General features: G+C 61.3%; 13 protein-coding genes. 10 read left to right on the plus strand and 3 right to left on the minus strand.

Annotated elements, in window-relative coordinates; genetic code table 11:
• The first annotated feature begins 24 nt into the window (after nucleotides 1-24).
• Nucleotides 25-450: a DUF2269 domain-containing protein gene (locus PMI35_RS04310; RefSeq protein ID WP_008064980.1), complete on the plus strand. Its 426-nt coding sequence runs from the start codon at nucleotides 25-27 to the stop codon at nucleotides 448-450.
• 85 nt (nucleotides 451-535) lie between these two features.
• Here the strand turns inward: PMI35_RS04310 and PMI35_RS04305 are convergent, their stop codons facing one another.
• Complete coding sequence (locus PMI35_RS04305; RefSeq protein ID WP_008064981.1) at nucleotides 536-1,192, minus strand: HAD family hydrolase; 657 nt, start codon at nucleotides 1,190-1,192, stop codon at nucleotides 536-538.
• Nucleotides 1,193-1,335: 143 nt separating this feature from the next.
• On the opposite strand from PMI35_RS04305, the gene PMI35_RS04300 reads away from it, so the two are divergent.
• The gene (locus PMI35_RS04300; protein WP_008064982.1) at nucleotides 1,336-1,815 is read left to right on the plus strand and encodes an RNA pyrophosphohydrolase; all 480 of its coding nucleotides are present in this window, start codon (nucleotides 1,336-1,338) and stop codon (nucleotides 1,813-1,815) included.
• Nucleotides 1,816-1,837: 22 nt separating this feature from the next.
• On the plus strand, nucleotides 1,838-4,117 hold the full coding sequence (gene ptsP, locus PMI35_RS04295) for a phosphoenolpyruvate--protein phosphotransferase (RefSeq protein ID WP_008064983.1): 2,280 nt from the start codon (nucleotides 1,838-1,840) through the stop codon (nucleotides 4,115-4,117).
• Between the two features lie 127 nt (nucleotides 4,118-4,244).
• On the opposite strand, the gene PMI35_RS04290 is transcribed toward ptsP, so the two are convergent.
• The gene (locus tag PMI35_RS04290) at nucleotides 4,245-4,991 is read right to left on the minus strand and encodes an NRDE family protein (protein WP_008064984.1); all 747 of its coding nucleotides are present in this window, start codon (nucleotides 4,989-4,991) and stop codon (nucleotides 4,245-4,247) included.
• A gap of 132 nt (nucleotides 4,992-5,123) precedes the next feature.
• On the opposite strand from PMI35_RS04290, the gene PMI35_RS04285 reads away from it, so the two are divergent.
• From PMI35_RS04285 to PMI35_RS04275, 3 genes are all read left to right on the plus strand, one after another.
• A complete protein-coding gene (locus tag PMI35_RS04285; protein WP_032832053.1) occupies nucleotides 5,124-5,906 on the plus strand; it encodes a sulfite exporter TauE/SafE family protein in 783 nt (260 codons plus the stop codon).
• Between the two features lie 90 nt (nucleotides 5,907-5,996).
• On the plus strand, nucleotides 5,997-6,803 hold the full coding sequence (lgt, locus tag PMI35_RS04280; RefSeq protein WP_008064986.1) for a prolipoprotein diacylglyceryl transferase: 807 nt from the start codon (nucleotides 5,997-5,999) through the stop codon (nucleotides 6,801-6,803).
• Nucleotides 6,804-6,852: 49 nt separating this feature from the next.
• Entirely contained in the window at nucleotides 6,853-7,824 is a 972-nt protein-coding gene (locus PMI35_RS04275) for a thymidylate synthase (RefSeq protein ID WP_008064990.1), read from the plus strand.
• A gap of 121 nt (nucleotides 7,825-7,945) precedes the next feature.
• On the opposite strand, the gene cadR is transcribed toward PMI35_RS04275, so the two are convergent.
• Complete coding sequence (gene cadR, locus PMI35_RS04270; RefSeq protein ID WP_008064993.1) at nucleotides 7,946-8,395, minus strand: Cd(II)/Pb(II)-responsive transcriptional regulator; 450 nt, start codon at nucleotides 8,393-8,395, stop codon at nucleotides 7,946-7,948.
• 85 nt (nucleotides 8,396-8,480) lie between these two features.
• Between cadR and PMI35_RS04265 the strand changes: the two genes are divergently transcribed.
• The 4 genes from PMI35_RS04265 to PMI35_RS04250 all read left to right on the plus strand — a co-directional run bounded on the left by PMI35_RS04265 (nucleotide 8,481) and on the right by PMI35_RS04250 (nucleotide 14,637).
• Nucleotides 8,481-10,742 carry a heavy metal translocating P-type ATPase gene (locus PMI35_RS04265; protein ID WP_008064995.1) on the plus strand — a complete coding sequence of 754 codons (2,262 nt, stop codon included), beginning with the start codon at nucleotides 8,481-8,483 and terminating at the stop codon, nucleotides 10,740-10,742.
• 16 nt (nucleotides 10,743-10,758) lie between these two features.
• Nucleotides 10,759-11,622: a LysR family transcriptional regulator gene (locus tag PMI35_RS04260; protein ID WP_008064997.1), complete on the plus strand. Its 864-nt coding sequence runs from the start codon at nucleotides 10,759-10,761 to the stop codon at nucleotides 11,620-11,622.
• A gap of 214 nt (nucleotides 11,623-11,836) precedes the next feature.
• Entirely contained in the window at nucleotides 11,837-12,913 is a 1,077-nt protein-coding gene (locus PMI35_RS04255) for a putative 2-aminoethylphosphonate ABC transporter ATP-binding protein (RefSeq protein WP_008065000.1), read from the plus strand.
• The gene (locus tag PMI35_RS04250) at nucleotides 12,913-14,637 is read left to right on the plus strand and encodes a putative 2-aminoethylphosphonate ABC transporter permease subunit (protein ID WP_008065002.1); all 1,725 of its coding nucleotides are present in this window, start codon (nucleotides 12,913-12,915) and stop codon (nucleotides 14,635-14,637) included. Before PMI35_RS04255 ends, PMI35_RS04250 begins: the two co-directional genes overlap by 1 nt.
• Nucleotides 14,638-14,643 lie beyond the last annotated feature (6 nt).

Genomic DNA, 14,643 nt, shown 5'->3' on the forward strand with positions numbered 1-14,643 from the left:
GGCAACGCATAAGGAGATCGAACCATGGAAACCTTAACTGCCCTCAAGACGGCGCACATGGTGGCGACGGTGGTCGTGCTGCTTTGCGCGCTGGGCCTGGGGATCTGGGTCTGGCGCACCAAGCGAAATGGCGACGCGACGGCGGCGAGCCGCACCTTGCAAAGTCCGCGTGTATTCATCTGGTTGTTGATGGGGCTGGCGTTGCTGAGCATGCCATTCACCGGTTGGTGGATGGTGCATCTGGTGGGCTGGCCGCTGGGGAAAACCTGGTTGCTGGCCTCGAGCGTGCTCTACACCGTGGCGGCACTGGCGTGGTTCTGGTTGCTGGTGCGGCTGAACAAGGTGCGCAAGACGCCGGGTGGGGTGGGTAAATTTACCTTTGCCTTGGCGTTGTTCAGTTTTGTCTGCTTTGTGGCTATCGCGGGGTTGATGGGCGCCAAACCGGTTTAATCCGAAAAGATCGCAGCCTTCGGCAGCTCCTACAGGGTTATGCGTACACCTGTAGGAGCTGCCGAAGGCTGCGATCTTTTGATCTTCAGTCGCGCAACGAAATCACCGGCCAGCCACGCTTCTCGGCCTCTGCGCGCAGATTCGGATCCGGATCGACCGCCACCGGATTCACCACCTGCTCCAGCAGCGGCAAATCATTCATCGAATCACTATAGAAGTAGCTGTCCTCCAGGTTGTGCCCGGTCTCTTCCAGCCAGCGATTGAGCCTTGTCACCTTGCCCTCACGGAAGCACGGTACGTCGGTGCTGCGCCCGGTATAGCGGCCATCGAGCATTTCGCATTCGGTGGCGATCAGGGTCTCGACACCCAGGCGCTCGGCGATAGGGCCTGTGACAAAGCGGTTGGTCGCAGTGATGATCACCAGTTTGTCGCCAGCATCGCGGTGTTTGGCCAGCAGTTCGATAGCCTTGGGCAGCATGATCGGTTCGATGCAGTCGCGCATATAGTCGTTGTGCCACTGATCCAGCGTGACCATTTCGGTACGGCCCAGCACTTCCAGGCAGAAGTTCAGGTAGGCGGCATTATCCAGCTTGCCTGCCAGGTAATCCTGGTAGAACTCGTCGTTGCGTGCCTTGTAGGCAACGGCGTCGAGGAAGCCGCGCTCACAAAGGTAGTCACCCCAGGCATGGTCACTGTCGCCGCCCAGAAGCGTGTTGTCCAAGTCGAATAAAGCCAGCCGCATTGCAGTTACTCGCTGAAAAGTCTGTAGAAAGGCGTCCACAATACGGACTTTTCACAAGAGTGCACATAAGGTAGGCCGGCGCGTTGCTGCCTTCACAACCTTTGTGGAACAATGCGACGACATGCGTTTGCGAGGTTGTTGCCGTGATCGACCCCGATGGTTTCCGTCCTAATGTCGGGATCATTCTCACGAATGATGCCGGCCAGGTGCTATGGGCTCGCCGTATCAATCAAGATGCCTGGCAGTTTCCTCAAGGCGGGATCAACCCCCAGGAGACGCCGGAAGACGCCTTGTACCGCGAGTTGAACGAAGAAGTGGGCCTGGAGCGCGAAGATGTTGAAATACTCGCCTGCACCCGGGGCTGGTTGCGCTATCGTTTGCCGCAACGTCTGGTCAGGACGCACAGCCAGCCGCTGTGCATCGGCCAGAAACAGAAATGGTTTCTACTGCGCCTCGTCTCCAATGAGCAGCGGGTGCGGATGGATTTGACCGGTAAACCGGAATTCGATGGCTGGCGCTGGGTCAGTTATTGGTATCCGTTGGGCCAGGTGGTGACATTCAAGCGCGAGGTGTATCGACGCGCCCTCAAAGAGCTTGCCCCGCGCCTTTTAGCGCGCGACTGACGACGGAGTTCGACCCCGAGCCATGCTCAATACGCTGCGCAAGATCGTCCAGGAAGTTAACTCCGCCAAGGATCTCAAGGCGGCGTTGGGGATTATTGTGTTGCGCGTCAAAGAGGCCATGGGCAGCCAGGTCTGCTCGGTCTACCTGCTTGATCCCGAGACCAACCGTTTCGTGCTGATGGCCACCGAGGGCTTGAACAAGCGCTCGATCGGCAAGGTCAGCATGGCGCCCAATGAAGGTCTGGTTGGCCTGGTCGGCACGCGTGAAGAACCCCTGAACCTCGAAAACGCCGCGGATCACCCGCGCTACCGCTACTTCGCCGAAACCGGTGAAGAGCGCTACGCCTCGTTCCTAGGGGCGCCGATCATTCACCACCGTCGCGTCGTCGGCGTGTTGGTCATCCAGCAAAAAGAACGCCGCCAGTTCGATGAGGGTGAAGAAGCCTTCCTCGTGACCATGAGCGCGCAACTCGCCGGGGTTATCGCCCACGCCGAGGCCACCGGTTCGATCCGTGGCCTGGGTCGCCAGGGCAAGGGTATCCAGGAAGCCAAGTTCATCGGCGTGCCGGGCTCGCCGGGTGCGGCGGTCGGTACTGCGGTGGTCATGCTGCCGCCGGCCGACCTGGACGTGGTGCCCGACAAGACCATCGTCGACATCGAAGCGGAGCTGGGGCTGTTCAAGACCGCCATCGAAGGCGTGCGCGCCGACATGCGCGCGTTGTCCGCCAAGCTCGCCACGCAGTTGCGCCCGGAAGAGCGCGCCTTGTTCGACGTCTACCTGATGATGCTCGACGATGCGGCGCTGGGCAGCGAAGTGACCACCGTGATCAAGACCGGGCAGTGGGCCCAGGGCGCGCTGCGCCAAGTGGTCACCGATCACGTCAACCGTTTCGAACTGATGGACGACGCTTACCTGCGTGAGCGGGCGTCGGACGTCAAGGACCTCGGTCGTCGCTTGCTCGCCTACCTGCAGGAAGAGCGCCAGCAGACCCTGGTCTACCCCGACAACACCATCCTGGTCAGCGAAGAACTGACGCCGGCCATGCTCGGCGAGGTTCCGGAAAACAAGCTGGTGGGCCTGGTGTCGGTACTCGGCTCCGGTAACTCCCACGTCGCGATCCTTGCCCGGGCCATGGGCATTCCGACGGTGATGGGCCTGGTCGACCTGCCGTATTCCAAGGTCGACGGCATCGGCATGATCGTCGACGGTCACCGTGGCGAGGTCTACACCAACCCCAGCGACGTGCTGCGCAAGCAGTTCGCCGAAGTGGTCGAGGAAGAGAAACAACTGGCCCTCGGGCTGGATGCGCTGCGCGATCTGCCCTGTATCACGGTCGATGGCCATCGCATGCCGCTTTGGGTCAACACCGGTCTGCTGGCGGACGTGGCGCGCGCGCAGAAACGTGGCGCCGAAGGTGTCGGCCTGTACCGCACCGAAGTGCCGTTCATGATCAACCAGCGCTTCCCGAGCGAAAAGGAACAGCTGGCGATCTACCGCGAACAACTCGCCGCGTTCCACCCGCAACCGGTGACCATGCGGACCCTGGACATCGGTGGCGACAAATCGCTGTCGTACTTCCCGATCAAGGAAGACAACCCGTTCCTAGGCTGGCGCGGCATTCGCGTCACCCTCGACCACCCGGAAATCTTCCTGGTGCAGACCCGCGCCATGCTCAAGGCCAGTGAAGGCCTGAACAACCTGCGGATCCTGCTGCCGATGATCTCCGGCACCCATGAACTGGAAGAAGCCCTGCACCTGATCCACCGGGCCTGGGGTGAAGTGCGCGACGAAGGCTGCGACGTACCAATGCCACCGATTGGCGTGATGATCGAGATTCCGGCGGCGGTGTACCAGACCAAGGAGCTGGCGCGGCAGGTGGACTTCCTCTCGGTCGGTTCCAACGACCTGACCCAGTATCTGTTGGCCGTGGACCGTAACAACCCGCGAGTGGCCGACCTTTACGACTACCTGCATCCGGCGGTGCTGCAAGCCCTGCAAAACGTGGTGCGTGACGCCCATGCCGAAGGCAAGCCGGTGAGTATCTGCGGCGAAATGGCCGGTGATCCGGCGGCGGCGGTGCTGTTGATGGCGATGGGTTTCGACAGCCTTTCGATGAACGCCACCAACCTGCCGAAGGTGAAGTGGATGCTGCGCCAGATCAACCTGAGCAAGGCCAGGGAACTGCTCGCCGAGCTGATGACCATCGACAACCCGCAGGTTATCCACAGCTCGCTGCAATTGGCGCTGAAGAACCTTGGGTTGGCGCGGATGATCAATCCGGCGGCGATCAAACCCCTCTGAAACGCTGATGGCCCCATCGCGGGCAAGCCCGCTCCCACAGGATTTTGTGGTGTGACATAGGTTGCATTCACACCAGTAATCCCTGTGGGAGCGGGCTTGCCCGCGATGGCGTCAGTCCAGGCAACGCCTAAAGCCTGATTTCCACTTCCCCCAAATGCCCGCCATACGGTCCGAAACTCCTTTCGACCAAATGCCGCGCACCATCCGCCTGCACAATCAACGCCGTACTCGCCCGCGTTCCATAACTCTGACTGGCAATAAACACACTCGACAGCAACGTCTCGGTGGCCAACCCCACTCCGGTGTCCGGCAGATCTGCAAACGGCGCTTGCTGCGAATCACTGAGCAAGGCCAGCAAAGACTGAGGTTGCGGATCATCCAGCACCTCGCTCAGCGCCGCCTTGGCCTTGAGCAGTTTCGGCCACGGCGTATCCAGCCCGGCGTTCGACAGGCCGTATACCCCCGGCGGCAGCATCACCGCTTCCGATTCCCGCGCATTGAAATGCCACAACTCATTGGTGTTGCCGATCAGTAGGTTAAATCCGCCATATTCCGGCGAACGTGTGACAACGTCGTCTAAATAGTCATCAATTGGCACTTCGCCCGTGAGAAAGCGCGCCACCAGTTCACCACGAGACTTGCGCCCTGGCGGTCGATGCGGATCGCGGATGTTGGTCAGCGCGGCAAAGCGCCCGTTGGCGCCGACACCGAGCCAGGTGCCACCGGCCTCCAGGTCGCGCCCGGCATGCACCTGCGGTGCTTCGGGCCATTGCGCCAGCGGCAGGCTGGGGCGGGCATAGAATTCGTCGCGGTTGGCCGCCACGATCAGCGGTTGGGCGTGGCCCGGTCGCCAAGCGAAAACAATCAGGCACATAAGGTGATCCTTGTGTGTTTTTTGCCCACTCTACGCAGACATCGTGCGGGTATCCATCGCCATCCAGTGGAGCCCAAGGCCATGCATCCGTTACCATGCCGCTCCGGTTTTGGGGTTGGGTGGGGAAACAGCATGGAATTTCTGCTCTATCTGGCGCTCGGCGCTTGTGCCGGGGTGCTGGCGGGGCTGTTTGGCGTGGGTGGAGGAATCATCATCGTCCCCGTGCTGGTGTTCAGTTTCACCCTGCAAGGTTTCGATGCATCGATCCTGACCCACCTCGCCGTCGGTACGTCCCTGGCGACGATCATCTTCACCTCGGTCAATGCGGTACGCGAGCATCACCGTCGCGGCGCGGTGCGCTGGCCGATTTTCCTGTGGATGACCGTCGGCATCTTGATCGGTGCCGGTTTCGGAGCGCTGACCGCCGAGGCGATTTCCGGGCCGAACCTGCAGAAAATCATCGGTGTGTTCGCCCTGGTGATCGCCGCGCAGTTGGCGCTGGACGTCAAGCCAAAGGCCAGTCGAACCGTGCCGGGCAAAGTCGGTCTGACCGTGGCCGGCAGCGTCATTGGCTGGGCCTCGGCGATTTTCGGCATTGGCGGCGGTTCGCTGACCGTGCCGTTTTTGACCTGGCGCAGCGTGCCGATGCAACAAGCGGTGGCAACTTCGTCGGCCTGCGGCCTGCCGATCGCCCTGGCAAGTACATTAAGTTTCATGATTCTGGGCTGGCACGACCCGCTGCTCCCGGCCCATAGTCTGGGTTTCATTTATTTGCCGGCGCTGCTGGGCATTGCCCTGACCAGCATGGTCTTCGCCCGCTTCGGCGCGCGACTGGCGCACAATCTGTCGCCAAGGTTGCTGAAAAGACTGTTTGCCGCTTTGCTGTTCTGCGTTGGTCTGAACTTTCTAGTCTGAAGCATCTACTCTGACGCTCGGCACAATCCTGGCTTAATCCTGAGGTGACAGCGTCGCCCGGGAATTGATTTGAACTCATGAGGAGTCGCAATGCTGCCTTACCCGCAGATCGACCCGGTGGCCCTGGCCATCGGTCCGCTGAAAATCCACTGGTACGGCTTGATGTACCTGATCGGCATCGGCGGCGCGTGGCTGCTGGCGTCGCGCCGATTGAACCGCTTCGACCCGACCTGGACCAAGGAGAAGCTCTCCGACATGGTGTTCTGGATGTCGATGGGGGTGATCGTCGGTGGCCGCCTGGGCTACGTGCTGTTCTACGACCTGAGTGCCTATATCGCCAACCCGCTGTTGATCTTTGAAGTGTGGAAGGGCGGCATGTCGTTCCACGGCGGCTTCATCGGCGTCATGTTGGCCGCCTTGTGGTTCGGTAAAAAGAACAACAAGTCGTTTTTCCAGCTGATGGACTTTGTCGCGCCGATGGTGCCGATCGGCCTGGGCGCCGGGCGTATCGGCAACTTCATCAACGCCGAGTTGTGGGGCAAGGCGACCGATGTGCCGTGGGCGATGGTCTTCCCGACCGATCCGGCGCAACTGGCGCGTCACCCGTCGCAGCTGTATCAGTTCGCGCTCGAAGGCGTGGCGCTGTTCCTGATCCTGTGGCTGTTCTCGCGCAAACCGCGGCCGACCATGGCGGTATCGGGGATGTTCGCACTGTTCTATGGCATCTTCCGTTTCATCGTCGAATTCGTTCGCGTACCGGATGCGCAACTGGGCTATCTGGCCTGGAACTGGCTGACCATGGGCCAGGTGCTCTGCGTACCGATGATCGTCGGCGGGCTGTTCCTGATCTGGCTGGCGTATCACCGAGCTCCGGCGACTCCAGCGGCAGCCGTATAAAATTCGAACCCCGCGGCGACGGCCGCGGGTTCAAGGACACAGGTAACTCATGAAGCAATATCTCGAACTGGTCGCCCACGTCATCAAGAACGGCACCAAACAGGCCAACCGCACTGGCGTGAACACCATCAGCTTTCCGGGCGCGATGCTGCGCTACGACCTGAAGGAAGGTTTCCCGGCGATCACCACGCGCAAGATGGCCTTCAAATCGGCCATCGGCGAAATGTGCGGGTTTTTGCGTGGCGTGAACAATGCCGCCGAATTCCGCGCGTTGGGCTGCAAGGTCTGGGACCAGAACGCCAATGAAAACGCCCAGTGGCTGGCCAACCCGTTCCGCCAGGGTGAAGACGACCTCGGTGAGATCTACGGCGTGCAATGGCGTAAATGGCCGGCGTACAAACAGATCCCGGTGAGCAACCCGGCCGCTATCGAGCAGACCCTGAAGCAGGGTTATCGCCAGATTGCCGAAGGTGAAGAAGACGGCAAGGCCTACGTGGTGCTGTACAAAGCCATCGATCAGGTTCGCCAGTGCGTCGACACCATCATCAAGGACCCGGGCAGCCGCCGCATCCTGTTTCACGGCTGGAACGTCGCGCAGCTCGATGAAATGGCCCTGCCGCCGTGCCATCTGCTGTATCAGTTCCACCCGAATGTCGAGACCAGGGAGATTTCCCTGACCCTCTACATCCGTTCCAATGACCTGGGCCTGGGCACGCCGTTCAACCTCACCGAAGGCGCCGCGTTGCTGAGCCTGATCGGGCACCTGACCGGCTACACGCCGCGCTGGTTCACCTATTTCATCGGCGACGCCCACGTCTACGAAAATCACCTGGACATGCTCAACGAACAGCTCAAGCGCGAGCCGTTCCCGATGCCCAAGCTGGTGATTTCCGACCGCGTACCGGAGTTTGCCAAGACCGGCGTTTACCAGCCGGAGTGGCTGGAACTGGTCGAGCCAAGTGATTTCTCGCTGGAAGGCTACGAGCACCATGCGCCGATGACCGCGCCAATGGCGGTCTAAAGCCTAACGAATAACCTGTGGGAGCGGGCTTGCCCGCGATGGCGGCGGTACATTCAACATTGATGTGACTGACAAACCGTTATCGCGGGCAAGCCCGCTCCCACAGGGTTTTGCGGTGTTCTCAATGGCCGTGGCTTCGGCCCACATGGGAATGCTCCACCTCCGTCGCCACAACCCCACCACTCACTTCCAGCCGCTGCAAAATCCCGCACTGCTCGACATCCGGCCCTTCGCCACAACGCTGGCGCAGGTCGAGCAGTTGTGCCTGCAGGGCCAGCAGGCCATCGATCCGCGCCTTGACGTGATGGATGTGCTCGTCGATCAGCGCGTTGACGCTTTCGCACTGGTCCTGCGGGCTGTCGCGAAACGCCAGCAGGCTGCGGATTTCTTCGAGGGTCATGTCGAGGGTGCGGCAGTTGCGGATGAAGGTCAGGCGTTCGGCGTGGGCCTGGGTATAGACACGGTAGTTGCCGTCGCTGCGGGCCGGCTCCGGCAGCAGGTTCTCGCGTTCGTAGTAGCGGATGGTTTCCACGGCGCAGTCGGTGAGTTTGGCCAGCTCTCCAATCTTCATGACGGCAATCTCCAAATGGGTGCTTGACCCTATAGTGGCTACAGGGTCTTTACTTGGCAACAGGCACCTTCAAGGACGCGACCCGATGAGCGATTCCCTTCACACCCACAAACCCGGGGCTGACCACGATCACAGCCACAAACTGCAGCCTGTGCACAAACATGCCCATGGTGGCCACGGGGATTCCTGCTGTTCGGCCAAAGTGGTGGCACCTTCGCTGATCAAGTTGAGCGAAACGCCAACCGCCGGCGCGCGGCTGAGCAGTTTCCGCATCGAGGCCATGGATTGCCCGACCGAGCAAACGCTGATCCAGAACAAACTTGGCAAGCTGGCGGGTGTGCAGCAGCTGGAATTCAACCTGATCAACCGAGTGCTCGGCGTGACCCACGACCTGCCAGGCACTGCGCCGATCATCGACGCCATCAAGTCCCTCGGCATGCAGGCCGAGCCGCTGGAGCAGGGCGTTGAAGCGCTCGCCGCGGCGCCTGCGAAAAAGCCCTGGTGGCCATTGGCGCTGTCGGGGGTGGGGGCACTGCTGGCCGAGGTGATTCACTTCACCAGCGCTGCGCCGAACTGGGTGGTGGCGGTTATCGCACTGGTCTCGATCCTCAGCGGCGGACTTGGAACCTACAAGAAGGGCTGGATCGCCCTGAAAAACCTCAACCTGAATATCAATGCGCTGATGAGCATTGCGGTGACCGGTGCGATCCTGATCGGACAGTGGCCGGAAGCGGCGATGGTGATGTTCCTGTTTACCGTGGCAGAGCTGATCGAAGCCAGGTCGCTGGACCGGGCGCGCAACGCCATCGGCGGCCTGATGCAGATGACGCCGGAGCAGGCCACGGTGTTGCAGGCCGATGGCAGCTGGGTTGCGCAAAACGTCAAATCCATCGAACTCGGCGCGCGGGTGCGGGTACGCCCCGGCGAGCGAATTGGCCTGGACGGTGAAGTGCTGTCGGGCAGTTCGACCATCGATCAGGCACCGATAACGGGTGAAAGCCTGCCGGTGGAGAAAACCGTTGGCGACAAGGTGTTCGCCGGCACCATCAACCAGGCCGGATCCCTGGAATATGCGGTGACCGCCGAAGCGAACCATTCGACGCTGGCGCGGATCATTCACGCCGTCGAACAGGCTCAAGGCGCGCGGGCACCGACCCAGCGTTTCGTCGACAGCTTCTCGAAAATCTACACCCCGGCGGTGTTTGTCCTGGCCCTGGCGGTGGCGGTGATTCCACCGCTGTTCATGAATGCGCTTTGGTTTGACTGGATCTACCGTGCGCTGGTCCTGCTGGTTGTCGCCTGTCCTTGTGCCTTGGTGATTTCCACACCGGTGACCATCGTCAGCGGCCTTGCGGCGGCGGCGCGCAAAGGCATTCTGGTGAAGGGCGGTGTTTATCTGGAGGGCGGCTACAAGCTCGACTATCTGGCGCTGGACAAGACCGGCACGATTACCCACGGCAAGCCGGTGCAAACCGATTACCTGTCACTCGACCCTTCTGCCGACGCCACGGCTCCGGCGATTGCAGCGGCGCTGGCCGGTCGTTCGGATCACCCGGTGTCACGGGCCATCGCCAACGCGGCTGTGGATAAACAGCCTGCACCTTTGGCTGTGGATAACTTTGAAGCCCTTGGCGGGCGCGGCGTGCGCGGCGAGATCAATGGCCAGCTCTACCACTTGGGCAACCATCGATTGGTGGAAGACTTGGGTTTGTGCTCACCTGCGCTGGAAGAGAAGCTGTTTGCCCTGGAGAAACAAGGCAAGTCTGTGGTGCTGTTGCTCGACAAGTCCGGTCCGTTGGCGCTTTTCGCCGTCGCCGATACGGTAAAGGAAACCAGCCGCGAAGCCATTGAGCAGCTGCACGAACTGGGCATCAAGACTCTGATGCTCACCGGCGACAACGTCCACACCGCCCAGGCGATCGCCGCACAAGTCGGCATCGATCAGGCTCAGGGCGATTTATTGCCGACCGACAAGCTGCAGGCCATCGAAACACTTTATGCACAGGGTCATCAGGTGGGGATGGTCGGCGACGGCATCAATGACGCACCGGCACTGGCGCGTTCGCAGATTGGTTTCGCCATGGCCGCCGCGGGCACCGATACCGCCATCGAAACCGCCGATGTCGCCCTGATGGACGACGATCTGCGCAAAATCCCCGCATTCATTCGCCTGTCGCGACAAACCTCGAGCATCCTCAAGCAGAACATTGCCCTGGCATTGGTCATCAAGGCGATCTTTCTTGGGGTAACCTTCAACGGGCTCGCCACCATGTGGATGGCAGTGTTCGCTGACATGGGCGTAAGCCTGTTGGTGGTGTTCAATGGATTGCGCCTGCTGCGCAAATAATCGATGAGGGACGGTTGTGCTGAGTGCCGAGCTGAAGGCGTTTTACATGGTTGCCCGCCTGGGCAGCATTACCCTGGCAGCGAAAAAGCTCGGCTTGAGCCAACCCACGGTGACCACCCAGATTCGCAACCTGGAAAGCCAGTACTCGGTTGAGTTGTTCTACCGTGGCGGCCGCCGTCTCAGCGTCAGCGATGAAGGCGCGCGGCTGTTGCCGATGGTCAAGGCACTGCTGCAGCAGGAAGCCGAGATCGAATTTTTCCTGCGCAACAGCGGACAGGTCCAGGGCACATTGCGCATCGCCGCCACGGCGCCGTATTACATTCTCGATCTGGTGAAGACGTTTCGCGAGCGTTTGCCGCAGGTGGAAGTGTCGGTGGAAATCGGCAACTCCCAGCAGGTGCTCGAAGCGCTGGAGGAATACCGGGTCGATGTCGCGGCATCTTCGCAACTGCTCGACGACGCGCGACTGATTCGGCGGGTGCTTGGCAGCGATCCGCTGGTGCTGGCGGTGCATCGCAACCATCCGCTGGCGGTGCACGATCACGTGCCGCTCAGCGCGTTGGCCGGGCATACGTTGTTGATGCGCGAGCCAGGCTCGACCACTCGTCGTTTGACTGAAGAGTTGCTCGCCAGCGCCGGTGTGAGTTTCGGGCCACTGCTGGAGATCGGCAGCCGCGAATCGATTCGCGAGGCGGTGTTGCGCAACATCGGCATCAGCATCATTGCCCGGCAGGAAGTGCCCCACGATCCGCAATTGCGCGTGCTGACCATCGAGAATGCGCCGCAGATTCCGGAGTACCTGTACTGCCTCAAAGAGCGAAAAAACGCACGATTGCCGGCGGCGTTTCTGGGGTTGGCGCAGGAAATGTCTCCCGCCTGAGATTTCTATTGCCTGTTCTGGCCTCATCGCTGGCAAGCCAGCTCCCACAGGATTGTGCAAAACCTGTGGGAGCTGGCTTGCCAGCGATGAGGCCACAATAGGCGCTACTCAACCAAAATCCTTGAATACCACTATCGGCGGTTTTTGCCTTACTGCCACATGACGGACGCATTACAACCCTAGGATGGCCCCATCTGCCAGATGAGGTCCGTCCATGAACAACTCGATCACAACTGCCCTGACCAACCCCGGCGCCCCGATGAAGGTGCGCGGCGTACAGAAGCGCTTTGGCGCGTTCACTGCGCTGGATAACGTTTCCCTCGACGTCGCGGCCGGTGAACTGGTGTGCCTGCTGGGCCCGTCGGGCTGTGGCAAGACCACCTTGCTGCGTTGCATCGCCGGGCTGGAGAAGCAGGACAGTGGCGAGCTGTATCTGGGCGATCGCGACGTTTCCCATCTGGCGCCCCAGGCGCGCGACTACGGCATTCTGTTTCAGTCCTACGCGCTGTTTCCCAATCTCACCGTCGAAGCGAATATTGCCTACGGACTGGCCGGCAGCGGTCGCGATCAGGTGCGTCAGCGTGTCGGTCAGATGCTGGAACTGGTCGGCCTCAGCGGCAGTGAGAAAAAGTACCCGGGCCAGTTGTCCGGTGGGCAGCAGCAGCGCGTAGCGCTGGCTCGCGCCTTGGCCCCGGCGCCTTCCCTGTTGCTGCTGGACGAACCGATGTCGGCACTCGATGCCCGCGTGCGCGAGCATCTGTGCACCGAGCTGCGCCAGCTGCAACGCAGCCTCGGCATCACCACGCTGATGGTCACCCACAATCAGGACGAGGCCATGCTGATGGCCGACCGTATTGCCGTGATGAACAACGGCAAGGTCGAGCAGTACGCCACACCGCAGGAAATCTACAACCGTCCGGCCACGCCGTTTGTGGCTGAATTCGTCGGCCAGGGCAACTGGTTGCCATTCCGCCGCAACAGCGACAGCCACGCCCAGGTCGGCGGAATGAATCTGCGCCTGGCCGACGGCAGCGCAAAAAACGCCTCGGGCCGTTTGTTCTGCCGTCCGGAAGCGATCAACGTCAATCCGCCGATGCATGAAGAAAACCTGTTCCCGGCCAAGGTTCGCGAAATCACCTTCCTGGGCAATCGCTGCCGCATGAGCTTCGAGCTTGATCACTTGCCTGGCCACGCACTGTTGGCCGAACTGGCACCCGAAGCCATGCCGCGTCTTGGCGCGCAGCAGATCATGGTGGCCTTGCCGCCACAGAGCCTGCAGGTGTTTGCCTGATGAATGCGAACATCGCTGTGGCGCTGCCGCGCAAGCAGGTGCGGCAGATGTCCCGCGCCGAACTCGGCGACCGGTTGTTCGTGGTCGGCGGCAAAGTCCTCTTGCTGGTGCTGCTTGGCGTCGCGGTATTGATGCCGTTGCTGGCCATCTTCTGGCGCGGCTTCAGTGCCGAAGCCGGGCAGGGCGGTGGTTGGGTTGCAGCCAAGGAACTGGTAACCAGTGCCAATTTCCATTGGTTACTGGGTAACAGCCTCAAGGTTTCCCTTAGCGTCGCGGCCATTGTCGTACCACTGGCCTACCTGTTTGCCTACGCTCTGCAGCGTACTTTGATTCCGGGCAAAGGCATCTGGCGTGGCATTTCTCTGCTGCCATTGATGGCGCCGTCGATGCTGCCCGGCATTGCCCTGGTTTATCTGTTCGGTAACCAGGGCATGTTGCGCGGCCTGCTCTCGGACAATATCTACGGCTTCTGGGGCATTGTTCTGGGTGAGGTCATCTACACCTTCCCACACGCCTTGATGATTTTGCTGTCAGCGCTTTCCCTGGCGGATGCGCGCCTGTTCGATGCCGCCTCCAGCATGGGCGCCAGTCCGGCAAAAGCCTTTCGCAGCATCACCTGGCCGGCGACCCGTCAGGCAGTGTTCGCTGCATTCTGCCTGGTGTTCACCCTGACCATCACTGATTTCGGCGTACCCGTAGTGGTCGGTGGCGACTATCAAGTGCTGGCGTTGGAAGCCTACAAAGCCGTTGTCGGCCAGCAGCAGTTCGGTCGCGGCGCGTTGATCGGCATGGTGCTGTTGCTGCCGGCGCTGTTCAGCTTCGGGGTCGATGCCTGGTTGCGTCGGCGACATGGCGACTCCATGAGCGGCCGTGCGCAAGTCTTCAAGCCGGCGCCCTCGAAACTGCGCGACGGCTGCTACCTGGCGATTGTGCTGCTGATCTGCGCCGCGTTGCTGATGGTGTTCGGCATGGCGGTGTTCTCGTCGCTGGTGAAGTTCTGGCCGTACAACCTGTCGCTCTCGCTCAACCACTACCAGTTCAACGACACCGCGGGTGGCGGCTGGCTGGCCTACGGCAACAGCGTGAAGATGGCGTTGTGCACGGCACTGATCGGCAGCCTGTTGATCTTTACCGGTGCGTACCTGATGGAGAAAACCCGAGACCAGCGCGGCTTGAACCTGGCCCTGCGCATGCTCAGCTTCGTACCGATGGCGGTGCCGGGACTGGTGTTGGGCCTGGGTTACGTCTTCTTCTTCAACCTCACCGGCAACCCGCTGCATGTGCTCTACGGGACCATGACCCTGCTGGTGGTCTGCACCATTGCGCATTATTTGACCACCGCGCAGATGACCGCCACCACTGCGCTGCGCCAACTCGATGCCGAGTTCGAAGCGGCCGCGCTGTCACTCAAGGCACCGCTGTACCGCCATTACCTGCGGGTCACCGTGCCGATTTGCCTGCCGGCGCTGCTGGACATCGTGCGCTACCTGTTCGTCTCGGCCATGACCACCGTCTCGGCAGCGATCTTCCTCTACAGCCCCGACACCATCCTCGCGGCGGTCGCGGTGCTGAACATGGACGACGCCGGCAACGTCGGCGGTGCGGCGGCGATGTCGACCCTGATTCTGTTCACCTCGGCGGGCGTGTCCTTGCTGCTGGCCTGGGCTTCGCGGGGTTTGCTGCGCCGCTCGCAAGCCTGGCGGCAGACCGCGCCTGGTCACTGATTCACC

Origin of the sequence: Pseudomonas sp. GM78 (genome assembly GCF_000282475.1) — a bacterium.
Classification (GTDB): Bacteria; Pseudomonadota; Gammaproteobacteria; order Pseudomonadales; family Pseudomonadaceae; genus Aquipseudomonas.